At 53.9% G+C, this 19,638-nt stretch carries 19 protein-coding genes, 1 tRNA gene and 3 pseudogenes; 13 read left to right on the top strand and 10 right to left on the bottom strand.

Annotated elements, in window-relative coordinates; translation table 11 throughout:
* Positions 1 to 14: 14 nt before the first annotated feature.
* The 4 genes and pseudogenes from ACZ1G5_RS02535 to ACZ1G5_RS02520 all read left to right on the top strand — a co-directional run bounded on the left by ACZ1G5_RS02535 (position 15) and on the right by ACZ1G5_RS02520 (position 4,476).
* Positions 15 to 383 carry a response regulator transcription factor gene (locus ACZ1G5_RS02535; protein ID WP_472731360.1) on the top strand — a complete coding sequence of 123 codons (369 nt, stop codon included), beginning with the start codon at positions 15 to 17 and terminating at the stop codon, positions 381 to 383.
* Positions 380 to 655, top strand: coding sequence for a hypothetical protein (locus ACZ1G5_RS02530; RefSeq protein ID WP_472731359.1), 276 nt, complete (start codon positions 380 to 382; stop codon positions 653 to 655). Before ACZ1G5_RS02535 ends, ACZ1G5_RS02530 begins: the two co-directional genes overlap by 4 nt.
* Positions 652 to 3,347 (top strand): annotated as a pseudogene (locus ACZ1G5_RS02525) (ATP-binding protein). Before ACZ1G5_RS02530 ends, ACZ1G5_RS02525 begins: the two are co-directional and overlap by 4 nt.
* Positions 3,348 to 3,390: 43 nt before the next feature.
* Positions 3,391 to 4,476 carry a FliM/FliN family flagellar motor switch protein gene (locus tag ACZ1G5_RS02520; RefSeq protein ID WP_472731358.1) on the top strand — a complete coding sequence of 362 codons (1,086 nt, stop codon included), beginning with the start codon at positions 3,391 to 3,393 and terminating at the stop codon, positions 4,474 to 4,476.
* On the opposite strand, the gene ACZ1G5_RS02515 is transcribed toward ACZ1G5_RS02520, so the two are convergent.
* The 4 genes and pseudogenes from ACZ1G5_RS02515 to ACZ1G5_RS02500 form a co-directional block, all read right to left on the bottom strand.
* The gene (locus ACZ1G5_RS02515) at positions 4,473 to 4,898 is read right to left on the bottom strand and encodes a protein tyrosine phosphatase family protein (RefSeq protein WP_472731357.1); all 426 of its coding nucleotides are present in this window, start codon (positions 4,896 to 4,898) and stop codon (positions 4,473 to 4,475) included. The genes ACZ1G5_RS02520 and ACZ1G5_RS02515 overlap by 4 nt on opposite strands.
* Positions 4,899 to 4,907: 9 nt before the next feature.
* Positions 4,908 to 5,338, bottom strand: a pseudogene (locus ACZ1G5_RS02510) (DUF6691 family protein).
* A complete protein-coding gene (locus ACZ1G5_RS02505) occupies positions 5,338 to 5,763 on the bottom strand; it encodes a YeeE/YedE family protein (protein WP_472731356.1) in 426 nt (141 codons plus the stop codon). The pseudogene ACZ1G5_RS02510 and the gene ACZ1G5_RS02505 overlap by 1 nt, the downstream one beginning before the upstream one ends.
* A gap of 26 nt (positions 5,764 to 5,789) precedes the next feature.
* Positions 5,790 to 6,653, bottom strand: a complete 864-nt coding sequence (locus ACZ1G5_RS02500) for an MBL fold metallo-hydrolase (RefSeq protein ID WP_472731355.1) — start codon at positions 6,651 to 6,653, stop codon at positions 5,790 to 5,792.
* A gap of 85 nt (positions 6,654 to 6,738) precedes the next feature.
* On the opposite strand from ACZ1G5_RS02500, the gene ACZ1G5_RS02495 reads away from it, so the two are divergent.
* Entirely contained in the window at positions 6,739 to 7,056 is a 318-nt protein-coding gene (locus tag ACZ1G5_RS02495; protein ID WP_472731354.1) for an ArsR/SmtB family transcription factor, read from the top strand.
* Here the strand turns inward: ACZ1G5_RS02495 and ACZ1G5_RS02490 are convergent.
* Positions 7,029 to 8,258, bottom strand: a complete 1,230-nt coding sequence (locus ACZ1G5_RS02490; protein ID WP_472731353.1) for an acyl-CoA dehydrogenase family protein — start codon at positions 8,256 to 8,258, stop codon at positions 7,029 to 7,031. The genes ACZ1G5_RS02495 and ACZ1G5_RS02490 overlap by 28 nt on opposite strands.
* A gap of 98 nt (positions 8,259 to 8,356) precedes the next feature.
* On the opposite strand from ACZ1G5_RS02490, the gene ACZ1G5_RS02485 reads away from it, so the two are divergent.
* Entirely contained in the window at positions 8,357 to 9,406 is a 1,050-nt protein-coding gene (locus tag ACZ1G5_RS02485) for a phosphotransferase family protein (protein WP_472731352.1), read from the top strand.
* On the opposite strand, the gene ACZ1G5_RS02480 is transcribed toward ACZ1G5_RS02485, so the two are convergent.
* Positions 9,403 to 9,618, bottom strand: a complete 216-nt coding sequence (locus ACZ1G5_RS02480) for a hypothetical protein (RefSeq protein ID WP_472731351.1) — start codon at positions 9,616 to 9,618, stop codon at positions 9,403 to 9,405. The two genes, ACZ1G5_RS02485 and ACZ1G5_RS02480, sit on opposite strands and share 4 nt — an antisense overlap.
* A gap of 108 nt (positions 9,619 to 9,726) precedes the next feature.
* Here ACZ1G5_RS02480 and ACZ1G5_RS02475 point away from each other — a divergent pair, with 108 nt between their 5' ends.
* Entirely contained in the window at positions 9,727 to 9,984 is a 258-nt protein-coding gene (locus ACZ1G5_RS02475; RefSeq protein WP_472731350.1) for a DUF2312 domain-containing protein, read from the top strand.
* 3 nt (positions 9,985 to 9,987) lie between these two features.
* Here the strand turns inward: ACZ1G5_RS02475 and ACZ1G5_RS02470 are convergent, their stop codons facing one another.
* Positions 9,988 to 10,869, bottom strand: a complete 882-nt coding sequence (locus tag ACZ1G5_RS02470) for a hypothetical protein (protein WP_472731349.1) — start codon at positions 10,867 to 10,869, stop codon at positions 9,988 to 9,990.
* 203 nt (positions 10,870 to 11,072) lie between these two features.
* On the opposite strand from ACZ1G5_RS02470, the gene ACZ1G5_RS02465 reads away from it, so the two are divergent.
* The 3 genes from ACZ1G5_RS02465 (at position 11,073) to ACZ1G5_RS02455 (ending at position 13,071) form a co-directional block, all read left to right on the top strand.
* Positions 11,073 to 11,148 (top strand) — tRNA-Thr (locus ACZ1G5_RS02465).
* 136 nt (positions 11,149 to 11,284) lie between these two features.
* Entirely contained in the window at positions 11,285 to 11,899 is a 615-nt protein-coding gene (locus ACZ1G5_RS02460) for a hypothetical protein (RefSeq protein ID WP_472731348.1), read from the top strand.
* A gap of 44 nt (positions 11,900 to 11,943) precedes the next feature.
* The gene (locus ACZ1G5_RS02455; protein WP_472731347.1) at positions 11,944 to 13,071 is read left to right on the top strand and encodes an IS3 family transposase; all 1,128 of its coding nucleotides are present in this window, start codon (positions 11,944 to 11,946) and stop codon (positions 13,069 to 13,071) included.
* Here the strand turns inward: ACZ1G5_RS02455 and ACZ1G5_RS02450 are convergent.
* Together ACZ1G5_RS02450 and ACZ1G5_RS02445 are read right to left on the bottom strand one after the other, a co-directional pair.
* Complete coding sequence (locus ACZ1G5_RS02450) at positions 12,989 to 13,675, bottom strand: hypothetical protein (protein ID WP_472731346.1); 687 nt, start codon at positions 13,673 to 13,675, stop codon at positions 12,989 to 12,991. The two genes, ACZ1G5_RS02455 and ACZ1G5_RS02450, sit on opposite strands and share 83 nt — an antisense overlap.
* 753 nt (positions 13,676 to 14,428) lie before the next feature.
* Positions 14,429 to 14,713, bottom strand: coding sequence for a hypothetical protein (locus ACZ1G5_RS02445; RefSeq protein ID WP_472731345.1), 285 nt, complete (start codon positions 14,711 to 14,713; stop codon positions 14,429 to 14,431).
* Positions 14,714 to 15,023: 310 nt separating this feature from the next.
* Between ACZ1G5_RS02445 and ACZ1G5_RS02440 the strand changes: the two genes are divergently transcribed.
* Both ACZ1G5_RS02440 and ACZ1G5_RS02435 read left to right on the top strand, forming a co-directional pair.
* Entirely contained in the window at positions 15,024 to 15,173 is a 150-nt protein-coding gene (locus ACZ1G5_RS02440) for a hypothetical protein (protein ID WP_472731344.1), read from the top strand.
* Between the two features lie 77 nt (positions 15,174 to 15,250).
* A pseudogene (locus ACZ1G5_RS02435) lies at positions 15,251 to 16,631 on the top strand (IS1182 family transposase).
* Positions 16,632 to 16,894: 263 nt separating this feature from the next.
* Here ACZ1G5_RS02435 and ACZ1G5_RS02430 read toward each other — a convergent pair.
* Positions 16,895 to 17,683 (bottom strand): ChbG/HpnK family deacetylase, encoded by a 789-nt coding sequence (locus ACZ1G5_RS02430; protein WP_472731343.1) that lies wholly within the window; start codon positions 17,681 to 17,683, stop codon positions 16,895 to 16,897.
* 568 nt (positions 17,684 to 18,251) lie between these two features.
* On the opposite strand from ACZ1G5_RS02430, the gene murD reads away from it, so the two are divergent.
* The gene (gene murD / locus ACZ1G5_RS02425; RefSeq protein ID WP_472731342.1) at positions 18,252 to 19,616 is read left to right on the top strand and encodes a UDP-N-acetylmuramoyl-L-alanine--D-glutamate ligase; all 1,365 of its coding nucleotides are present in this window, start codon (positions 18,252 to 18,254) and stop codon (positions 19,614 to 19,616) included.
* Positions 19,617 to 19,638 lie beyond the last annotated feature (22 nt).

Here is a 19,638-nt window from a genome sequence, read left to right as displayed (position 1 = left end):
AGGGAGGCGATGAGGTGGGCAAACGCGTCCTTCTGATCGAAGATGAACCTAACATCATCGAGGCGATCAGTTTTATTCTATCTCGTGATGGATGGACTGTTCACACCCATGAGGATGGGACAACCGCAATCGACAAGGTGCTTGATCTGCCACCTGACATGATCATCCTTGATGTGATGTTACCGGGGAGAAGCGGCTTTGACATTCTGCGTGAGTTGCGCAGCCACGACGCGACGCGGCGGACACCTGTGATGATGCTGACAGCGCGTGGTCAGGAAAAAGATCGCGCTTTGGCAATGCGTCTTGGTGCCAATCTATTCATGACAAAGCCGTTCTCGAATTCAGAGGTGCGCGACCACGTGCGCAGACTGATGGAGACATGAGCAGCAAGCAAAACCTGCCGGTTTTCCTGCAACGTGCCAACTACCGGCAAAGACGACTGCAGGATGGCGCGAAGCTGATTCCGTTTCTTGGGATCATCTTGCTAGCGATACCACTGGCGTGGTCAAGCAACGGGCCGGACGACAAGGTTGGTTCTTCTGGATTGATATATATCTTTGGTGTGTGGGTATTGCTCATCATTCTGACGGCTATACTGTCCAGCCGTATGCGATCGGATGCATCTTTGAATGCCGAAGATATCTCAAACAAATGATGTCCTTCAACGCCCTTATCGTCATTGCACTGGGCTACGTTGTTTTGCTGTTTGCGATTGCGTTTATTGCTGAAAAACGCGCAACGAATGGTCATGCGAACTGGCTATCATCTCCGTGGATCTACACCCTGTCGCTTAGCATCTACTGTACGGCTTGGACCTTTTACGGCGCAGTCGGATATGCTGCGCGCTCTGGCTTGGAATTCGTGACGATCTATCTGGGCCCGACGCTGATTATGGTTGGTTGGTGGTGGTGTCTGCGGCGTCTTGTGCGTATCGGACGCGCGCATCGGATCACGTCGATCGCGGATCTTGTCTCATCGCGCTTTGGCAAGTCGACCCAATTGGGTATGATTGTGACGGTGATCTCCGTGATCGCGGCGACACCCTACATTGCTTTGCAGCTGCAATCGGTGACTTTGTCTTTCGCCATATTCGCGCAAAGCGGGGGCGTCAGCTGGGATCAATCTGACTTTAATGTCACCGCAATGTGGGTTGCTGTCGGCTTGGCAGTCTTTACCGTGATCTTTGGCACCCGCAATCTCGATGCAAACGAGCGGCACCACGGCGTTGTCATGGCGATTGCGGTTGAGGCGGTTGTCAAATTATTGGCTTTGGTCGCTGTCGGTGTGTTTGTGGTCTGGGGCATCGCCGGTGGTCCTGCCCAGATGCTGACCCGCATTGACCAGTCCGATATTATTTTGTGGAACCAAGACAGTGGCCGCTGGGTAAGCCTGATTTTCCTATCTGGTGCGGCGTTCTTGTGCTTGCCGCGCATGTTTCAGGTTTTGGTCGTTGAAAACGCAGATGAGCGCCACCTGCACATCGCAAGTTGGGCCTTTCCACTTTACCTTTTCATGATGAGTCTTTTTGTCGTTCCGATTGCTGTTGTCGGGTTGGATCTTTTGCCTGCCGGTAGCAACCCCGATCTCTTTGTATTGACTGTACCACTGAACGAAGGCCGGGGGGGCTGGCAATCCTGTCCTTTTTGGGGGGGTTCTCGTCTGCGACTTCAATGGTGATTGTTGCCACGATTGCACTGGCGACCATGGTATCAAACCACATCGTCGTACCAATATGGCTCAGTTTTCAGACCAACCAACAGGCCGTGATGTCGGGGGACGTCCGGGATGTGATTTTGTTGTCTCGGCGGCTTTCGGTCGCAGGCATCTTGGCATTAGGTTTCTTGTATTACCGCATGTCGGGCGGTGGGACGGCTTTGGCGGCAATCGGTCTGATATCATTCACCGGTGCTGTTCAGATATTGCCAGCCATGATTGGTGGTATTTTCTGGCGTGGTGCAACGGGCGTCGGTGCTGGTGCGGGTCTCGTCACGGGTCTGTTGATCTGGTTGTGGACGTTGTTCTTGCCAAGCTTTGGTGCGGATGCAGTGATCAGCCAGGCGGTTATGGATCACGGTCCATTTGGTATGGCGTGGCTGCGACCGCAGGCGTTATTTTGGGTAACGGGGCTTGATCCTTTGGTGCACGGGATCATGTGGTCGATGCTGCTCAACACCGCCGTTTTCGTCATACTGTCTTTGTTGACTTTCCCCGCGCCGTTGGAGCGTCTGCAGGGCGCGCAGTTCGTCAATGTATTTGAACATTCCAGCGCCGCACCTGCCTGGACCAGTGCCGCAACCGGCGCCGAGGACCTGCTGATCATGTCGCAGCGCATTATTGGCAGTAGCGAAGCGCAAGCTCTCTTTGAGCGCGAGTCCCTGCATCAAGGCAAAGTTGGCTATCTGCCTGAGGTCACGCCGGATTTCATCGAGCGGCTGGAGCGTGAGCTGGCAGGTTCGGTTGGTGCTGCAACCGCGCATGCTATGATCGGGCAAGTCATTGGCGGCAGTACGGTTTCTGTCGAAGACCTTATAGCCGTCGCGGACGAAGCTGCGCAAATTTTGGAGTACTCAAATCGGCTTGAGGCAAAATCGCGGGAGCAAGAACGGACCGCAAGAGCCCTACGCGCCGCGAATGACAAACTGACGGCACTGTCGATCCAGAAAGACGCGTTTCTTAGTCAGATCAGCCATGAGCTGCGCACGCCCATGACGTCCATCCGATCATTCTCGGATATTCTGAGGGATGGCGAGATGTCAGAGGCGGATCAAGAGCGCTATGCTGGCATCATTCATGATGAAGCGGTGCGACTGACGCGATTGCTCGATGATTTGTTGGATTTGTCGGTGCTGGAAAATGGTCAGGTCGTGTTGCACGAACAAACGGGTTGGCTTGCCGATTTGTTGGATCGCGCCGTTCGTGCCGCCGGCTTGCATGATAGCCCGTTGAAAGTGAGCCGTAATCGCGCGAGCGAACAGGTGGTGTTGACAGCGGATCTTGATCGGCTCGCGCAGGTTTTCATCAATCTGATCTCAAATGCCAGAAAATACTGTGACGCGAAGGATCCGCATCTCACAATCACAGTTACCAAAGATGGACCCAACTGTACCGTTGACTTCATCGACAATGGCAAAGGCATCGCGCCCGAAAACGAAGAACTAATCTTTGAAAAGTTTTCCCGCATTGGTGATGAATCAAAGGCTGGTGGTGCTGGGTTGGGACTGGCCATATGTCGAGAGATCATGCATCGGCTCGGCGGTGAGGTGTTCTATCTTCCGCAGAAGACAGGGGTCGCTTTCCGAGTAAGCCTGCCACCCGTTCATGCAAGAGAGACGTTAGAACAAACGTAACCACTTGTGGCTAGTGTCATCGCCGAAGATCTGTGGCAGGCAAATGACTGAAAGCACACAAGCGACATTGTTGCGGCGGATGACCCGTCAGCAAGGCGCTGAGGTTACGGATAATCCGCTTACCTCTTCGCGCGCTGTGCGTCTGGTGCTGACAAAGGCCGCTAACGATACAGTCAATCTCGTTTTGACGGTCAGTAGCGTCGCCGAAGAGATCACGCATCTTGAGGATATGCTCGGGTCGCTTGGTGATGATCTTATGCTGATCCGATTGGAACGGAACAATGCGCTGATTGGCCTGATCGCGTTTGACGTGGAACTACGAAGTGCCGTGTTGGAAATGGAAACGATGGGCGCACTGCTTGGCCAGAAGGCGGAGGGTAGAAAACCCACACGCACCGATGAAATGCTCTGCGAACCGCTGCTCGACAGGCTGCTATCCTCCTTTCCACAGGCCGTCCGCGGGACCCCCTTGGATGGGTGGATGGAGACGATTTCCCACGCTGGACTTATCGAAGGTCCACGTGCTGCCGGATTGTTGCTTGAGGATTGCGACTATCGCACGGTCCGGATGAGCGTTGATCTTGGGATCGCTGACCGAAGCGGTTTGCTGATGATTATCTTGCCGGTTCAGCCAGCCGTTGAAAACGTAGCGATCGCACCAAGCGCCAGGGCCGATTGGGGGACTGCGTTCCACGATGTTGTGTCAAAGGCCCCGGCTAAATTGGACGCTGTTTTGCATCGGTTTTCTGTGCCTTTGGGGTTTGCTCATTCGCTGAAAGTTGGCTCTGTCGTCCCATTGCCGGGATGCACGGTGCATTCGGTTCGCCTCATCGCTCCCGATGGAAAGACGGTGGGGCAGGCGAAACTCGGACAGGCTGGGGGGAACCGGGCCGTCCGGTTGGAAACCGCACCGGCGCCTTTGCTTGCTGATCTTCCTGCGTCCGTTGGAGAAGCGGTAATGGTCGTGCACGATGAAGTGGCGATGAGCCTTGACGTCGGTGTCGATCCGCTACCGGATAATGAATTCCCTGAGGTCTCGGCTGACCTCGTTGCTGCTGAAAATCTTGACTTGCCGACTGAGGGGATGACTGACTTCCCCCAAGTGGATGTAGATTTTGACGCGTCCTAAGACCCGGACAGTGTATCCAATTGCGGGCGCAATCCACCAAGATCGTATCCCGCCGCGGATGTCGCAGTCAAAATCTCGTCGGCGGACATCTCGGACGCTTGACCCAAAGCCCATACGATTGATGAGCGGGTACCAGACGCACAATAAGCAAGTGTTGGGCCCGCAGACGCCGCCATTGCTGCTTTTTGATCCGCAATCATCTGCATGTTCATGCCCTGGTGTGTCACCGGGATGATAACGAATGACAGGCCCGCATCTTCTGCCGCAGTTTTGATCATGTCCGCATGATGACTTGGCGGAATCTCAGTGTCCGGTCGATTGCATATCACCGTGGCAAAGCCAGCGTCGGCAATTGCGGCAATGTCTTCGACCCCAATTTGGGGTGAAACGGCGTAAGTCGGGCTAAGGTGTCGAATATCCATCTCTTGTCTCTAAACGGCTACCGCCCGATGGTCCAGCCAGCTGCGTAGGGCGGGGGTTAGCACCATGCCAAGGAACATCGCAATCGCAAAGATCAGGCCACTTGCTCCGCCGAAGCTAAGTGAAGCAATCGCTGGTCCAGGACACAGGCCCGACAGGCCCCAGCCGATACCAAAAAATGTAGAGCCCAACGCAAGGTCACGTCCCAATCTGGGTTCCGGGGGTTAGGAAAGTTCGCGGCTAGCAGTGGTTTGCGCGCTTTCGTCATGCGCCATGCGATAGCCATTGGTACAATCGCGCCACCCATAACAAAAGCGAGTGTTGGATCCCAATCACCAAAAACATCAAGCCAGCCTTGAACCTTGGTCGTATCCGTCATGCCTGAAATCAGCAGCCCCAAACCAAAGCAAGCGCCGACCGCAAATGCAACAAGGGCTCGCATCATATCATCCCCAGAATGTGTTTGAATAATACTACTGTCAGGCCGCCCGCCCCGATATAGAAAACGGTTGCAACGATCCCTCTTAAGGAGAGGCGTGAGATACCGCATACGCCATGCCCCGACGTGCAGCCGTTGGCCAGACGTGTGCCAACTCCGACGAAAAGGCCAGCGGCAATGATCACGGCCCAATTGGTTGTCAAATGCGTTTCGGCATTTCCCATCACCGTTGCAGCAATTGCTGGCGCGATGAGCAGTCCGGCAATGAGTGCAGCACGCTCGACCCAATCATGGCGGCCGCTGCCGTCGACAAGACCGCCGATAATGCCGGACGCCCCCATGATCCGCCCATTCACAAGCAGGAACACAGCGGCTGCAGTTCCGATAAGCACGCCACCGGCGAGCCCCAATAACCAATCGAGTGGCATGGTATTTTCCTATTGTTCTAAGTGGTCTAGAGCGTGTTGATCGGCACTTTGAAGTAACGTTTCCCGTTGTCTTCAGGCTCGGGGAGGTGCCCTGCGCGCATGTTGGTTTGCAAGGACGGCAAGATCAGTCTCGGCATGCCGAGTTTCGCGTCCCGTTCCTGACGCATCGAGACGAAATCTTCCATCGGGCGGCCTTCGCCGATGTGGATATTCAGCGCCTTTTGTTCGCCCACAGTTGTCTCCCAAGCGAACTCATCCCGACCGGGTGCCTTGTAGTCATGGCCAACAAAGATCCGGGTATCATCTGGCAAGGTCAGGATTTTTTGGATCGATGCAAACAGATCCTCGGCCGATCCACCCGGGAAATCGCACCGTGCTGTTCCAAAATCAGGCATGAACAATGTATCCCCAACGAATGCGGCATCGCCGATGACGTAGGTCAGGCAGGCGGGGGTGTGTCCAGGCGTGTGCATCACATCGGCGCGCATTTGGCCGACATGAAAGCTGTCACCATCGTTAAACAGGGCGTCAAACTGTGACCCGTCCCGTTGAAATGCGGTGCCTTCGTTAAATACTTTCCCGAATGTGTCTTGAACCACGGTGATTTGTGATCCAATGCCGATCCGACCCCCCAGATGTTCTTGTAGATAAGGAGCCGCAGACAGGTGATCAGCATGGACATGGCTTTCGAGGATCCATTTCACCCGGAGGTCTTCTGACTTGACCCACGCGATGATTTCATCAGCAGACTGGGTATTTGTGCGACCTGACGCCTGATCATAGTCTAATACACTGTCGATGATCGCGCAGGACCGCCCGTCAGGTTCGCGCACAATGTACGACACCGTATTGGTGGCATCGTCGAAGAAGGCTTTCACATCAGGTTTCATATCTGATCTCCTTTGCCTATAAAGTAATCGGTTTGCGAAACATTTCAATGTTGAAATGTGTTATTGCGAGAGTTATCTGTCAGCCATGGAAAACCCTGTGCAAACTTTGGCTGATCCCATGGATGCAGCGGCGGCGGAGGCAGCCGACCTGTTAAAATCGCTGTCCAACGCCGGCCGGTTGCGGATCTTGTGCGCGCTTGTGCCCGGGGATCTCACAGTACGCGAGTTGGAGGCCGCGCTGGGCGCGAGCCAATCTTATGTCTCCGGCCAGCTTCTAAGATTGCGTAACGAAGGGTTGGTTGCGTGCAATCGGGATGGTCGCAGCATGCGCTACAGGCTGGCGGATCCACGCGTACGTCCGCTTCTTGAGCGTCTCTACGAGCTGTTTTGCCCTGTCACGTAACCTGCCAACTCGGCGCGGGCGACCTGCCTGCGGTGCACAGCATCGGGTCCATCTGCCAGTCTTAGGGTGCGTAAGTGCGTCCATTGCCGGGCAAGTGGTGTATCTTGCGACACGCCCGCTGCGCCATGCATCTGGACGGCCTGATCGGTGATATCCAATGCGACTTGCGGTGCAACCACCTTGATTTGGCTGATCCAGGGGGCAGCTGCACGCTTGTCGCCCTGATCCATCATCCACGCAGCTTTCAGGCACAAGAGGCGGGCTTGCTCGATGTCCATACGCGCCTTGGCGATGATGTCGAAGTTTTCGCCCAACTGCGCAAGCGGCTTACCAAACGCCTGACGCGCGACGGATCTTTCGCACATAAGCTCCAGTGCCTTCTCGGCCTGACCGACCGCGCGCATACAGTGGTGGATCCGGCCCGGTCCCAGACGCCCTTGTGCAATTTCAAATCCACGGCCCTCGCCCAGCAACATGTTTTGCGTAGGGACGCGCACATTCTCAAAGCGGAAGTGCATGTGACCGTGCGGCGCATCATCATGCCCATAGACTTCCATGGCACGCAGTTTCATGATGCCTGGCGTATCGGCAGGAACGACAACCATCGAGTGTTGCTGATGCCTTGGTCCGTCGAACCGTGTTCGCACCATGACGATATAGACCGTGCAGCGTGGGTCACCTGCACCTGTCGCCCACCATTTCTGCCCATTCAAGACGTATTCATCACCATCTTTTTCGCAGCGCATCGCGATGTTCGTCGCGTCCGAGCTTGCGACATCTGGCTCGGTCATCAGGTAGGCGGATCTGATCAAACCGGCCATCAATGGCTCTAGCCACTGCTTCTTCATCGGCTCAGTACCGTAGCGGGCGAACACCTCCATATTGCCAGTATCAGGTGCGTTGCAGTTAAAGACCTCTGCGGCAAGATGGCTCTTGCCCATTTCTTCGGCAAGATATGCGTATTCAACGGTGTTGAGCTGCGGTCCATCGCGGAAGGTATCCCAGAAATTCCAAAGACCGCGTTCTTTCGCCTTTGCCTTTAGACCTTCTAGGATTTCAACCTGACGATCCGTAAAAGCCCAGCGGTCACCGACATCGACTTCAGCAAGAAATTCTTCGTCGACCGGCGCGATCTCATCGGTGATCATGGCCTTTACGGCGGCGAGAACGGGTTTAAGCCGCTCGGTCTGTCCCAGATCCATCTTTTCACCTCTACCAATCTGGATCCTATCGTGCATCGCGCGGCTGGGGTGTCAATCAATGGGTTGCACAAACCGGGGCAGGTGGCCCTAATGGCTGCATGAAGGAAGCCGCGCAAAATCTCGGGGTCAGCCTTGCTGATCTGAATTCTTACCTCACAGATGCCATTCCGGAATTTGAGGGGCTGCAAGACGTGACGAAGTTTGGCACCGGACAGTCAAATCCAACATTTAGACTGGATGCCGCAAGCGGGACCTATGTGCTACGCAGCAAACCACCCGGTCGTTTGCTGCCGTCTGCACACGCGGTCGATCGTGAATTCCGGGTGATGCAGGCTTTGGCAGGGACCAATGTGCCGGTGCCCGAAATGTTGCACCTGACAAGTGCAGAGAGTTCGCCCAGTCGACGCGCGTTCTTTGTGATGCGATTTCTGCCCGGGCGCATTTTTTGGGATCCGGCATTGCCAGACTGCCACGCAAGTGAACGCGCGGCGATTTATGATGCGATGAATGGGGCTTTGGCAGCGCTGCATGACGTTGACCCGAATGCTGTTGGTTTGAGTGATTATGGCAAGCCGGGGAATTACTTTGCACGCCAGTTGGACCGATGGAGTAGCCAGTACCGGTCGTCGGTCGACGCGCCAAGCGACGCGATGTCAGAGATCATGGCGTGGTTGGGTGCCAATATGCCAAGCGACGATGGTCAAGTGGCATTGGTGCATGGTGACTGGCGGTTAGATAACATGATCTTTCGGCCAGATGCGCCCGAGATAGCTGGTGTATTGGACTGGGAACTGTCGACATTGGGTCATCCGATGGCCGACTTGGCCTATCAATGCATGCAGTGGCGGCTGCCAAATCAGGGTGACATGCGAGGTTTGGCGGGCGTTGATCGCGCGGCACTTGGACTGCCAAGCGAGACCGCTTACGTCGCGGACTATGCCGCGAGACGTGGCTTGGGACAGATAGACAACTGGCCCTTTTATCTGGTCTTCGCATTTTTTCGGCTTGCGGCCATTTTAGCGGGCGTGGCCGCACGCGCAGCGGCAGGCAATGCGTCAAACCCTGCGATGGCGCGCAAATACGGCGCGGCTGTGCCGGCATTGGCGGCAATGGCCAGCATCGTAATGCACGAGGGTGCAGAGCTTTAGCCCAGCATGACACCGATAATGACGGCCATCAGGCCGATCATTGAGACAAAAAGGGCTGCGAGATTGACCGGCAGGATTTTTGAAATCCGTTCCCGCAAAGCGTCATCCGTCAGGCCTGCACGTTTCGCCCGTGCAACAGCGACGATACTGTAGGCAATGCCGCAGAGGCCCGCGACCGACAGCGCCGCACCAATCCAGACGATGATTTCCATGATCACTCCGCAGTTTTGCCGGACTTATCGTGCAGCGTTGTGCTGCGCAAGGGTTGCGGGTTTCGAGGGCAGGGGCTAGTCAATGACAACCCCTTCAGGAGAGCAGAAATGAACGATTCCGTGATTGACACAGCAAGCACCGTTGCCGGACAAGAGCTCCGCCAATTCGTTGAGCGCTATGAGCGGCTGGAGGCGGAAAAGAAAGATATCGCAGACGGACAAAAAGAGGTGATGGCCGAGGCGAAAGGCCGTGGTTATGACACCAAGGTCCTGCGCAAGATTGTCGCTATTCGCAAGCGTGACGCGAACGATCTGGCCGAGGAAGAAGCGGTGATGGAAATGTACAAGGCGGCGCTGGGCATGTAAGCATCAGTCGAATGGAAGGATAAGATCCACACCTTCCATCTCGGCGATGATCTCCAAATCTTCCTCGTAGGCCTCTGTCATCAAGGACACGACGGCTTCGTCGAGTTCCGGAAGATCAATGCTGTCTTCCAGTTTGTCCGGAACGGCAAAACCTTCGATGACATCGGCTATCACCTCTTGGCGCGCCTCGATATCCCCGGACGACAGGTCCGCGATGCGCGTTGCCAGAACTTGCATGCCCTCCTGCGTAATGATGTTGTTCAAAACATCATATTGACCGGTAATCCCTGTCTGTGGCGAAATGCCTGACTGTAGACGGATTAACTCCTCCCAGATCAGTGGCGTATCCTCATTGCACCAAACATAAAGCGGTGTTTGGGGAGCCGCCAACTTGATCCTACGAATGACATCAGACCACCGCACGTCGATGGGGGGTAAAACCCCCAGATATTGCTGAAGGCTGCCAACGGCTGCGCGGGTCGCCGTGTCTTGCAAAAAGCCGGCCGGATTTCGCAACGCAAAGAACAACGAGATTTCATCATTGGGAAATAGCTGATGTAGCCCGCGCACCTTCATTTCTGCTTGATGATAAAACACGCTGTGGTCAAAAATACGTTTGGGTATTGCGATAAAATTGTCGTTGCTGAGGACCAGCCGCGAAATGTTGTCATTTTCCACAATTGCATCAACCAAGACATCACGCGCGTCCTGCGCGGGGGCCGCACCATCCAACCCTTGGATCGCCTCTCGTATCAACTTGCGATACTTGCCAGGACCAGGCACCGCGATCCCTTGTTGGAGCAGTGCATTGGCATTCTTCAGGATGGATTTCAGCAGCCGATCTTCATCCGTGCAATTTGCGCCGATATGAAATGCGATCTGCATGATGGGCCTTTTGTGCGATGTGTCGGGGCATCATAGGGTGAATTGCGGTACGCGAAAGCAAGATTCCGGCGCCGTGTCCCTGCGGTGCGATGTTGGGTTCATTTTTTATGTTGCGTGGTGCGAAAACACCATTGCGCTCTGGCGTTTTCCCCTGCTATACGCCGCGCATTCGCAGTGCCGGATAGGTGCCGCAAAGCACCAGTGCCCCTATAGCTCAGCTGGTAGAGCAACTGATTTGTAATCAGTAGGTCCGCGGTTCGAGTCCGTGTGGGGGCACCATTTGTTTCAATAACTTAGCTGATTTTTTGATATCAACGCTTGTTTTAGGGTAAGCGCTGGGTAAGCAGATGCGGCCATATTTATTTTGCATTTTTTAGCCTCCCGTTTCACGCTATCCTAAGTTTGGGAGGACTTGATGGGTCATATTAGGCTCGGAACGTTGCAGCAGTCAAAGAAATGGCGTGATGTCATTGGCTTGCTCGATTCAAATGCCGGTGTCGAGAGCATTGCGGAAGCGGCAGCGCGCGCGTCTGAGTTGGACCTGAAGCGCGCTTCAGATGATCCTTTCTTCCAATCTGTAACCCAACTTCTTGTCCAGTTGCCTCTTTTGGCGCGTGCGCCTGGGTTTGAAGCCGAGATGGCCGAACTTGGTCTGCCGTCTGACGCGTTGAGTTCTGTCACGGGCTTATTGGCTGGGCTGAATGCGGCCATCAATCAACGAGCATTCGATCAAGGTCATTCCTCCGACGCTGGAGAGTTGGCACGGACGGCACTTTTGGAAAGCCTGTCGGTTCAATTACGAGACAAGCTGCCTACGCTCTTTGAGCCAACACCCCAAGAGGTCCGAAAAGCCTTGGCGTCGTTCTCGGGAGGGCGGGAGTTCTCGGCACTGGCGCGCGATTTCTTCGCCCGGCTGTCCTACAGATCGCTTGACTATTATTTGAGCCGCGAATTGGCGAACCATATCGGTGTTGACAAACGGTTCGGGCACGATAGCGACCGCGTCGCATTTGGTCTTGTCACGGTTTAGTTCCGGTCTCTTTCGAGCAATGTTTGCTATGAAGGAGACAAGGAATGGCAACGAGATACACTGACGAGTTTCGACGTGATGCAGTGCGCATCGCAATGACCAGTGGCCTAACGCGGCCTCAGGTTTCATCTGATTTGGGCGTTGGGCTTTCGACGCTGAACAAGTGGGTTCAGAAACACCAGCATGATGATTTGATGTCGGGCCCTCATGAAGATGTGGAACGGGAGAACGAGCGGCTTCGCAAGGAAGTCCGCCTGCTGCGAGAGGAGAGGGAAGTGTTAAAAAGCGGCGATCTTCTTTGCAGGCCAAAGTCGGTGAGGTTCGCCTTCATCGACACCTGGAGAGAAGAATGGCCGATTGAGTTTCTGTGCCGCGTTATGCGGGTCACAGCACGTGGGTATCGTGCTTGGCGCGTCCGCCCAATGTGCCAGCGACAGCGCGATGATATGGTGATCTTAGCTCATATTCGTGACCAGCATCGCCTCAGCCTGCAAAGCTACGGCCGCCCCCGGATGACTGAAGAGTTACAGGAACTAGGGCTAGAAGTAGGCCACCGACGTGTGGGGCGCTTGATGCGGGACAATGGCATAAAAATTGTGAGAACTCGTAAATTCAAGGCCACGACAGACAGCAATCATGCTTTCAATATCGCTCCAAACTTGTTGGATCAGGATTTCTCTACTGATGGTCCAAACCAAAAGTGGGCTGGCGACATTTCATATATCTGGACCAGTGAGGGCTGGCTGTATCTGGCGATCATTCTCGACCTGTACTCCCGTCGCGTCATCGGTTGGGCGGTCAGCAATCGTATGAAGCGGGATCTGGCGATCCGGGCATTGGGTATGGCTGTGGCGCTGCGACAGCCCCCTAAGGGCTGCATCCATCACACGGATCGCGGGTCGCAATATTGTTCAGGCGACTATCAGAAACGGTTGTCCAAACATGGCTTCGAGGTATCAATGAGCGGAAAAGGCAATTGTTACGACAATTCCATGGTTGAGACGTTCTTCAAATCACTCAAGGCAGAGCTGATTTGGCGCAACCGTTGGGAAACCAGACGCCAAGCAGAAGGTGCTATATTTCAGTATATTAATGGCTTCTACAATCCACGACGCCGACACTCGTCATTAGGTGGCAAAAGCCCCTTGGCCTTCGAACGAAAGGCTGCATAAATGAACTGAGAGACCGGAATGTAAACGCGACAAGACCAATGGGGTCCTGAGTAATGGATGACACCAACATCATTACATTGTTAACCAACTGTCCATTCGTCCAACTACCCGAGATAGTCGGAAGGGTCGTACCCGTCACTCCTGCATAAGAGACGCGGAGCGGCTCACCCAATTCAGCGGCGATAAGGTTGGTCTCAGTAACTGTTCGACCTGCATAGTCGGGATTGAGTATCAGACCCGTCAAATCGTCTGTGGTGTCCAGAAATCCCACTTTAATTGCATGGATGGATTCATGCGCAATGACCCGTGCCAAAGAATAGTCAAACTCATGTCCCGAGCCATCAATTCCGACTAAATTCTCATTTGGGTTAATATAGATATTCAGGTCGGTTACACCGGCTACGCCGCGTTCAGCTGAACTGCCGTTGCTCGTCTGGTGAATGGTAAGAAACTTTCCTTCCGATCGAAGGGTGTCGTACAGCGCCTTGCCCGTCGGCGTGCCGTAAACGGTTTCAAGTTCTGCTTCGAACTGTATACGGGTGGGGGCGTCCACGCTTGGATCAAAGAGGATGAAGCCGTCTGCAATCAGTGATGAAATCGTCATTTTGGACGTCCTTAGTCGAGTTGCGCTCTTAATGCGCGAATTGGGGTGCCATCGTCAGTGCATTGGTAGGAATAGTTATTTGCGTGCTCTTTGATTTGTGAAGCGCGTCCATTGTGCTGACATGCGTAGGAATAAGCGCCAAATTCACCCAACCACGTGAACAAGTCCAACTGGTATCTCGACCTCAAGACACCGTCACGTTGAGGAAACAACACGCAATCAGAAACGAATCCGGTCGGTGTTTGTTCAATTATCGCGCAAGCGATTTCTTGCCCTTCAAGCAGCATCAGGGCAGTTTCCGTATCGGTGAGTTCAAGACCCCAAAGGTGTAGCCGTTGACCGTTACTGAGCAATAGTTCACCCGACGTCTCGACTTGGACGACAGTGCCACTTGCATGTCCTTGGACCCGTAGATTTTGTGACAGAGCGGGAGATGCCATTACTAGCAATGCGACTTGGGTTGCTGCGATAATTCTTCTTGAAATCATATAGTCAATCTAACTCATTGGTTACTCGTCAGGGAGAGGCGTTTCCAAACCAATGTTCGTCAGTTCGGTTGAGCGCATGACTCTTGGCACAACTTTTCGTAAGTGCTTTTCTTTTGCAAGTGCAATTTGAGCCATATTGTATCTGGACGTCGCTACTAAAAAACCGCCCCTATCTGGGACGGTTTCGAAGAACGATAGCTTGGCTACTACTCCATCGCGGCGGCCAACCTCATTGGCGGCCCTTTGATCACTGCATCTGTGAGCGTCAGTGCCTCAAACAACACCATACTGCGTGGCTAGCCAGTTCTGCGATAGACCGAATGAGTTCTTTGGCCCGGTCACCTTTGCGGCAGCCTTGACCACACTTCTCGGTTACATCCACATCCGGCTTTAGCTCACTGATCAGCCCTTGCACAAAGCCAACCAAGTCACCGCTGTATTTCGCCACCTTGAGGCCAACGCCCGAGTCTTGCAGCTTGCCATGGGCGAGATAGACATAGCCAATCGTGCCCGAGGCCACGGCCACCGCCAGCACACTAAGCTCTGCCATGGGGTCTGGGTTTAGCAAGGCGCTCATAAAGGGCTTTTGGCGAGGCCACCCGATTCTAAAGTGTTTGCCGAGTCAAGCACTTTGCGTAGTGGATGTTTCACCGCGTATCGAAGAGTCGGTTTAGATTTGAAGTCAGGCATCGCGGTTGAATGTCTGCATTGGCGACGTCAGCTGCAACGCCGCGAAAAGTGCGCCACAAGCGCGAGGCCATGCTGCGTAAGCGAGGTCAGAGAAACGAAGGTTGGGAAAGTCCCGCAGAGTCGACATTGGTGCTGCTATCTTGTCGCAAAAACCTGACTAAAGTCCACAGATGACCGGTTTGAGCCCAGAGCGGACCCGATTGAAAGCCCCCAAGATATCTGCTTTCTTCATGGTGGGTATCGGCTGTACGCTTTTCATTCTGATAGACTTGGTAGTAACGACACTTGTACCTGCCGCAGCATTTGTCAAAGTGGGCTGATTGTGTTGAAAAACTCTGCTTGTTTGGCGAGCTGATCGCTGATTCAATTTCGGTATTCATACTGGAGGTTGATTGCGATGATGGGACCGAAGCAGGAAGCGCAGGCGGCCTTGTTCTATGAGTTCTCGCTTGAAGATCACGTCCCGCAAGATCACCTGCTGCGTGCGATTGATCGGTTCGTTGACCTCAGCAGCATTCGCGCCCATCTGACGGATTTCTACAGCCACACAGGCCGCCCATCGATTGATCCGGAATTGATGATCCGCATGCTGCTGGTTGGATACTGCTTTGGCATCCGGTCCGAGCGTCGGCTCTGCGAAGAGGTGCATCTGAACCTCGCATATCGCTGGTTCTGCAAACTCGATCTGTCAGATTCTGATCCCCGATCATTCAACCTTCTCCAAGAACCGGCATGGACGGTTCCGTGACTGCGATCTGTTCCGCCATCTATTTGAGACGGTCGTGGAGCGCTGCATGGCTGAGGGTTTGGTTGGCGGCGAGACCTTTGCGATAGATGCCAGCATCATCCAGGCCGATGCCAACAAGCAATACTCAGCGTCAAAGGCGGAATGGGAGGCCGCGCAGATCGACCCGGCGGTCGTTCCGCGAGCCGTGCGGGAATATCTTGAGACATTGGATGACGCCGCATTTGGTGCCGCAAGCGATACGACACCAAAGTTCACATCCTTCTCTGATCCCGCCAGCCAGTGGACAGGTGCGTTGAAAGGACCAGCATTCTTTGCCTATTCGACCAATTATCTGATCGATACTGACCATGCGATCATTCTGGATGTCGAGGCGACCCGCGCCATCCGTCCGGCTGAGGTTGGGGCAACCCAAACAATGCTGACCCGCACGCGAGACAGGTTCGATCTTTTTCCAGACCGGCTGGCAGCGGACACCGCCTATGGTTCAGGCAACATGCTGGGTTGGCTGGTCGATCAAGACATTGAACCGCACGTTCCAGTGATCGACAAATCAGATCGCAAAGACGGGACATTCACTAATCTCGAGTTCCGCTACGATCCAGCCACAGACGAATACACCTGCCCTGGTGGCAAACCCCTCAAGAAGTACTGGCGTAAGATGCGCACCCCGCGCACCGGCGTTAGTAAGGATGGCATCAAACGGTACTACGCCAGCAAGACACACTGCTCCACCTGCGCCCTCAAAGAACGCTGCACGCCCAACAAAGATGCCCGCATTGTCTCACGGCATGTCCATGAGGCGGCGCGTGACAAGGCACGCGAGATCGCCAAGACAGACGCATATGCCGAAGCCAGCAGACGACGAAAGAAGGTCGAAATGCTCTTCGCCCATCTCAAGAAGATCATGCGGCTCGACCGCCTGCGTCTGCGCGGACCAAACGGTGCGAAAGACGAATTCCTCCTCGCCGCAACCGCCCAAAACCTCCGCAAACTCGCCAAACTGCGCCCAATGCGCCCCGCGATGACATAAGATCGACGCCAGCCACAATAAACACTCACATCATCGCGCTTCTCAAACCGAGTTTTTCAACACAATCGGCTCAGAGCCGCCCTTAGATCGAGTGCCGCAATTTCTCGGGCTGCCCAGTCCGTCTTGTCACGGACGGCCCCTTCCGGACCTTGACCGGAGGACGGGCATGCTGCGGTGCGGCCCGTCGAACCAGCCATTCGCTGCAGGCGCAAAATTCAACGCTGATCGAACTTACAAATCGCGGGACTTTGCTGCCATTCGATTCAAAGTTCTCGGTAGCTGATAAGTGATATTCCAAGCTGTTTAACGCGCTCACGCAGCATCGGGCTTGTCAGCGTCTCCAGACAAGTCACTCGGTCTTCGGCTACGTCCTCGTAACCATCGTGTCCCGTTGCACCCAATTCCGGTGACGCAACGGCCGGATGGTCGATGAAGATGTAGGTTCCGACTTCAAGCTCATCGAGTTGCCGGGCGAAAGCTTCGATCCTCTGATCGGTGTCTCTCGGGAACTTAGGATAGCCTTCGATGCGGGGAAGCCCGTGGCCAAAGGCGTCGTCTTTGAGGCCAAATTCTCTGCAAAGGTCAGAGATAACCTCACCAAGCCGCGCGTCGAAGTCTCTGAAGTGCTTCAGCATATGAGAGCTGATATGAGATGCGTTTCGGAACTTTGCGATGCCAAGCGAGACTTGAGCCCTGAATTCATTAGCAATTTCGTCGAGCGACCAGTCTACATTTGCCAGGCAAAGCCTTCCATCACCGTCGCGTGGATTCAGCAATGGTAGGAAGTTTCCGCTTTCATCGGTTAAACTCTTGGCATGCGTGAGGGGTCGCCACTTTACGGCGTCCCACTCGCTTGTCAGGGTCAAATGGATACCGACGTCTACCTCGGGTTGTTTGTTCAAAATCTCCGCCGCATGCGAAGCCCATGCACACGGCATCATGACCTCAACACTCCGCGCGATACCCTCAGTGCAGGCGCGCAGACACCCAACGTTAGAGGACCAACTCGATCCAGCGTCATCTGCTCTTACAAGTAGTCGAACTTCGCGCATCGCATTCCAATCCTACCAGTGTCTCAATCATCAGAATTACACGCGGAGGTCCGGGTTGCACGCAACTCACCTGCCATTAATTGTCGCGCCGCAGAAATTTGGAGGTTTGGGCTCTTCGCGGCCATCAAGCTAATGCAGCATGTGAACCTTTGAGCCCGTACGCAGCGATTGGGAACGGCCCTTACCAGCCATTCATCGTGCTTACCGTCGTTGCATTGCAGCTTCCCCGAAGCAGGCATTGACCCGTGAGCGCAGCATTTTGTAATGCTGGATGACTGCATCGCGGACAAAGCGGTTAGTTCGCTGCGGCGGCGCCAAGGTCCGTATTTGGGGAAAGGCCAAGAAGCAATACTTGGTAGCTAAATGTCTCAGCACATGCAGGGGCTGTATTTGTTGCTCCACCGAAGAAGGGCCTCCGCCGTAATAGAACCAAAGTAGGATCTAACGGCAAAAAGATGCCGGAGGTTTGCTGGTGATCCACCACAACCTGTACTTTGATTTATCAAGGACTAAGGTGTTTGGAGTGAAGGCACATCTCTTTGCGGTAGATAGAGACTAAAATCCTAAAATGCAAAAATTCAAAGGCAGATCAGTATTAGTGTATGGCATGGGCCAGTCGGGATGCGCCGTTGCAAACTTCCTGTTACAAGAAGGTGCTCAGCTGACGCTATGCGATGATAACAAAAAGATATGTAATACGCTGAACAAGTACAAAAATAGTGAATCGGTCACCTTGATTGTTGGTGCACAGCCCGACGAGGCAGTGGTCCTTTCTCAAGATTTAATTGTTGTCAGCCCTAGCATCGCAGCAACACACCCTGCTTTGATATTAGCAACAAAACATAATATCCCCATTACTGGCGACATTGAACTTGGATCGCAGTTGTACTCCGGTAATCTAATCGCCGTTACTGGAACAAATGGTAAATCGACAACTGTGACAGCGCTTGGCGTTTTGCTCGACGCAGCCTTCAGACAGTCAATAGTATTAGGTAATATAGGCACTCCATTTTTCGACTACATATCAGAGATTCAGAACTATCCACATATCGTACTTGAAGTTAGTGCAGCTCAGCTGGAAATGGCGAAAACACTCAAGCCAAAAATTGGTGTCCTACTGAACATTACAGAAGATCATTTGGACCGATATGGAACGCTGGAACAATACGTTGAGATAAAATCACGGCTGTTGAGAAATCAGACGCCGGACGACATCGCGATCCTAAATTACGACTGTTCGGTTGTCAGGCGCATAGCCGTGTCGATCCATTCCAAAAAAGTCTGGTTCAGTCGCTCGAATCGTCTTTCAAATGGCATCTGGTACGACGAAGCCGCCAAAGCGGTCCGTATACGCCTCACGGAAAGACACAGCGATATCGCCTTTGGTCTGACGCCACACAACAAGAGTTTCGCCGACAACTTCCTGTCGGTCGCTGCTGTCGGCGTGGCCCTTGGACTGAGCGATAATTGCATATCGGATGCACTTACACGCCTTCAAACACTTGAGCACAGATTAGAATATGTCGCCGAAATCCGCGGCGTAACGTACTATAATGACTCCAAGGCGACCAATCCCGGTGCCACAGTTTTTGCGTTAAAGCACATCGGTGATCGACCAACGCTTATCTGTGGCGGCAAGGATGATAAGTGCGTCTCCTACGACGAACTTGGTCAGGCGATCGCTGCCAGCGTAGATAAGCTGGTCCTGATCGGCGAAACAGCACCCAAAGTTTCTGATGCAGCGCGACGCAGCGGCTTCCGAAATATATCCTTCGCAAAGACCCTGGTAGAGGCAGTGCACATCGCCTCTGTACTACCCAGGACAAGCAACACAGTTCTGTTCTCTCCTGGTGCGAATAGTAAAGACATGTTCAAAAATCACCTACAGCGCGGGCAGTATTTCAGAGAGCTCGTAACGAACGTCGCAAAGTAACGATAAATCAAATGCATCAAAA

It is taken from the genome of Yoonia sp. JB2-21, assembly GCF_055693545.1.
This window is presented reverse-complemented; position numbering and strand designations above follow the sequence as displayed.

Excerpts from the sequence above, each read along its gene's own strand:
- ACZ1G5_RS02530 (WP_472731359.1), top strand. The coding sequence starts at position 380 with ATGAGCAGCAAGCAAAACCTGCCGGTTTTCCTGCAACGTGCCAACTAC.
- ACZ1G5_RS02520 (WP_472731358.1), top strand. The coding sequence starts at position 3,391 with ATGACTGAAAGCACACAAGCGACATTGTTGCGGCGGATGACCCGTCAG.
- ACZ1G5_RS02515 (WP_472731357.1), bottom strand. The coding sequence starts at position 4,898 with ATGGATATTCGACACCTTAGCCCGACTTACGCCGTTTCACCCCAAATT.
- ACZ1G5_RS02505 (WP_472731356.1), bottom strand. The coding sequence starts at position 5,763 with ATGCCACTCGATTGGTTATTGGGGCTCGCCGGTGGCGTGCTTATCGGA.
- ACZ1G5_RS02500 (WP_472731355.1), bottom strand. The coding sequence starts at position 6,653 with ATGAAACCTGATGTGAAAGCCTTCTTCGACGATGCCACCAATACGGTG.
- ACZ1G5_RS02495 (WP_472731354.1), top strand. The coding sequence starts at position 6,739 with ATGGAAAACCCTGTGCAAACTTTGGCTGATCCCATGGATGCAGCGGCG.
- ACZ1G5_RS02490 (WP_472731353.1), bottom strand. The coding sequence starts at position 8,258 with ATGGATCTGGGACAGACCGAGCGGCTTAAACCCGTTCTCGCCGCCGTA.
- ACZ1G5_RS02485 (WP_472731352.1), top strand. The coding sequence starts at position 8,357 with ATGAAGGAAGCCGCGCAAAATCTCGGGGTCAGCCTTGCTGATCTGAAT.
- ACZ1G5_RS02480 (WP_472731351.1), bottom strand. The coding sequence starts at position 9,618 with ATGGAAATCATCGTCTGGATTGGTGCGGCGCTGTCGGTCGCGGGCCTC.
- ACZ1G5_RS02475 (WP_472731350.1), top strand. The coding sequence starts at position 9,727 with ATGAACGATTCCGTGATTGACACAGCAAGCACCGTTGCCGGACAAGAG.
- ACZ1G5_RS02470 (WP_472731349.1), bottom strand. The coding sequence starts at position 10,869 with ATGCAGATCGCATTTCATATCGGCGCAAATTGCACGGATGAAGATCGG.
- ACZ1G5_RS02460 (WP_472731348.1), top strand. The coding sequence starts at position 11,285 with ATGGGTCATATTAGGCTCGGAACGTTGCAGCAGTCAAAGAAATGGCGT.
- ACZ1G5_RS02455 (WP_472731347.1), top strand. The coding sequence starts at position 11,944 with ATGGCAACGAGATACACTGACGAGTTTCGACGTGATGCAGTGCGCATC.
- ACZ1G5_RS02450 (WP_472731346.1), bottom strand. The coding sequence starts at position 13,675 with ATGACGATTTCATCACTGATTGCAGACGGCTTCATCCTCTTTGATCCA.
- ACZ1G5_RS02445 (WP_472731345.1), bottom strand. The coding sequence starts at position 14,713 with ATGGCAGAGCTTAGTGTGCTGGCGGTGGCCGTGGCCTCGGGCACGATT.
- ACZ1G5_RS02440 (WP_472731344.1), top strand. The coding sequence starts at position 15,024 with ATGACCGGTTTGAGCCCAGAGCGGACCCGATTGAAAGCCCCCAAGATA.
- ACZ1G5_RS02430 (WP_472731343.1), bottom strand. The coding sequence starts at position 17,683 with ATGCGCGAAGTTCGACTACTTGTAAGAGCAGATGACGCTGGATCGAGT.
- murD (WP_472731342.1), top strand. The coding sequence starts at position 18,252 with ATGCAAAAATTCAAAGGCAGATCAGTATTAGTGTATGGCATGGGCCAG.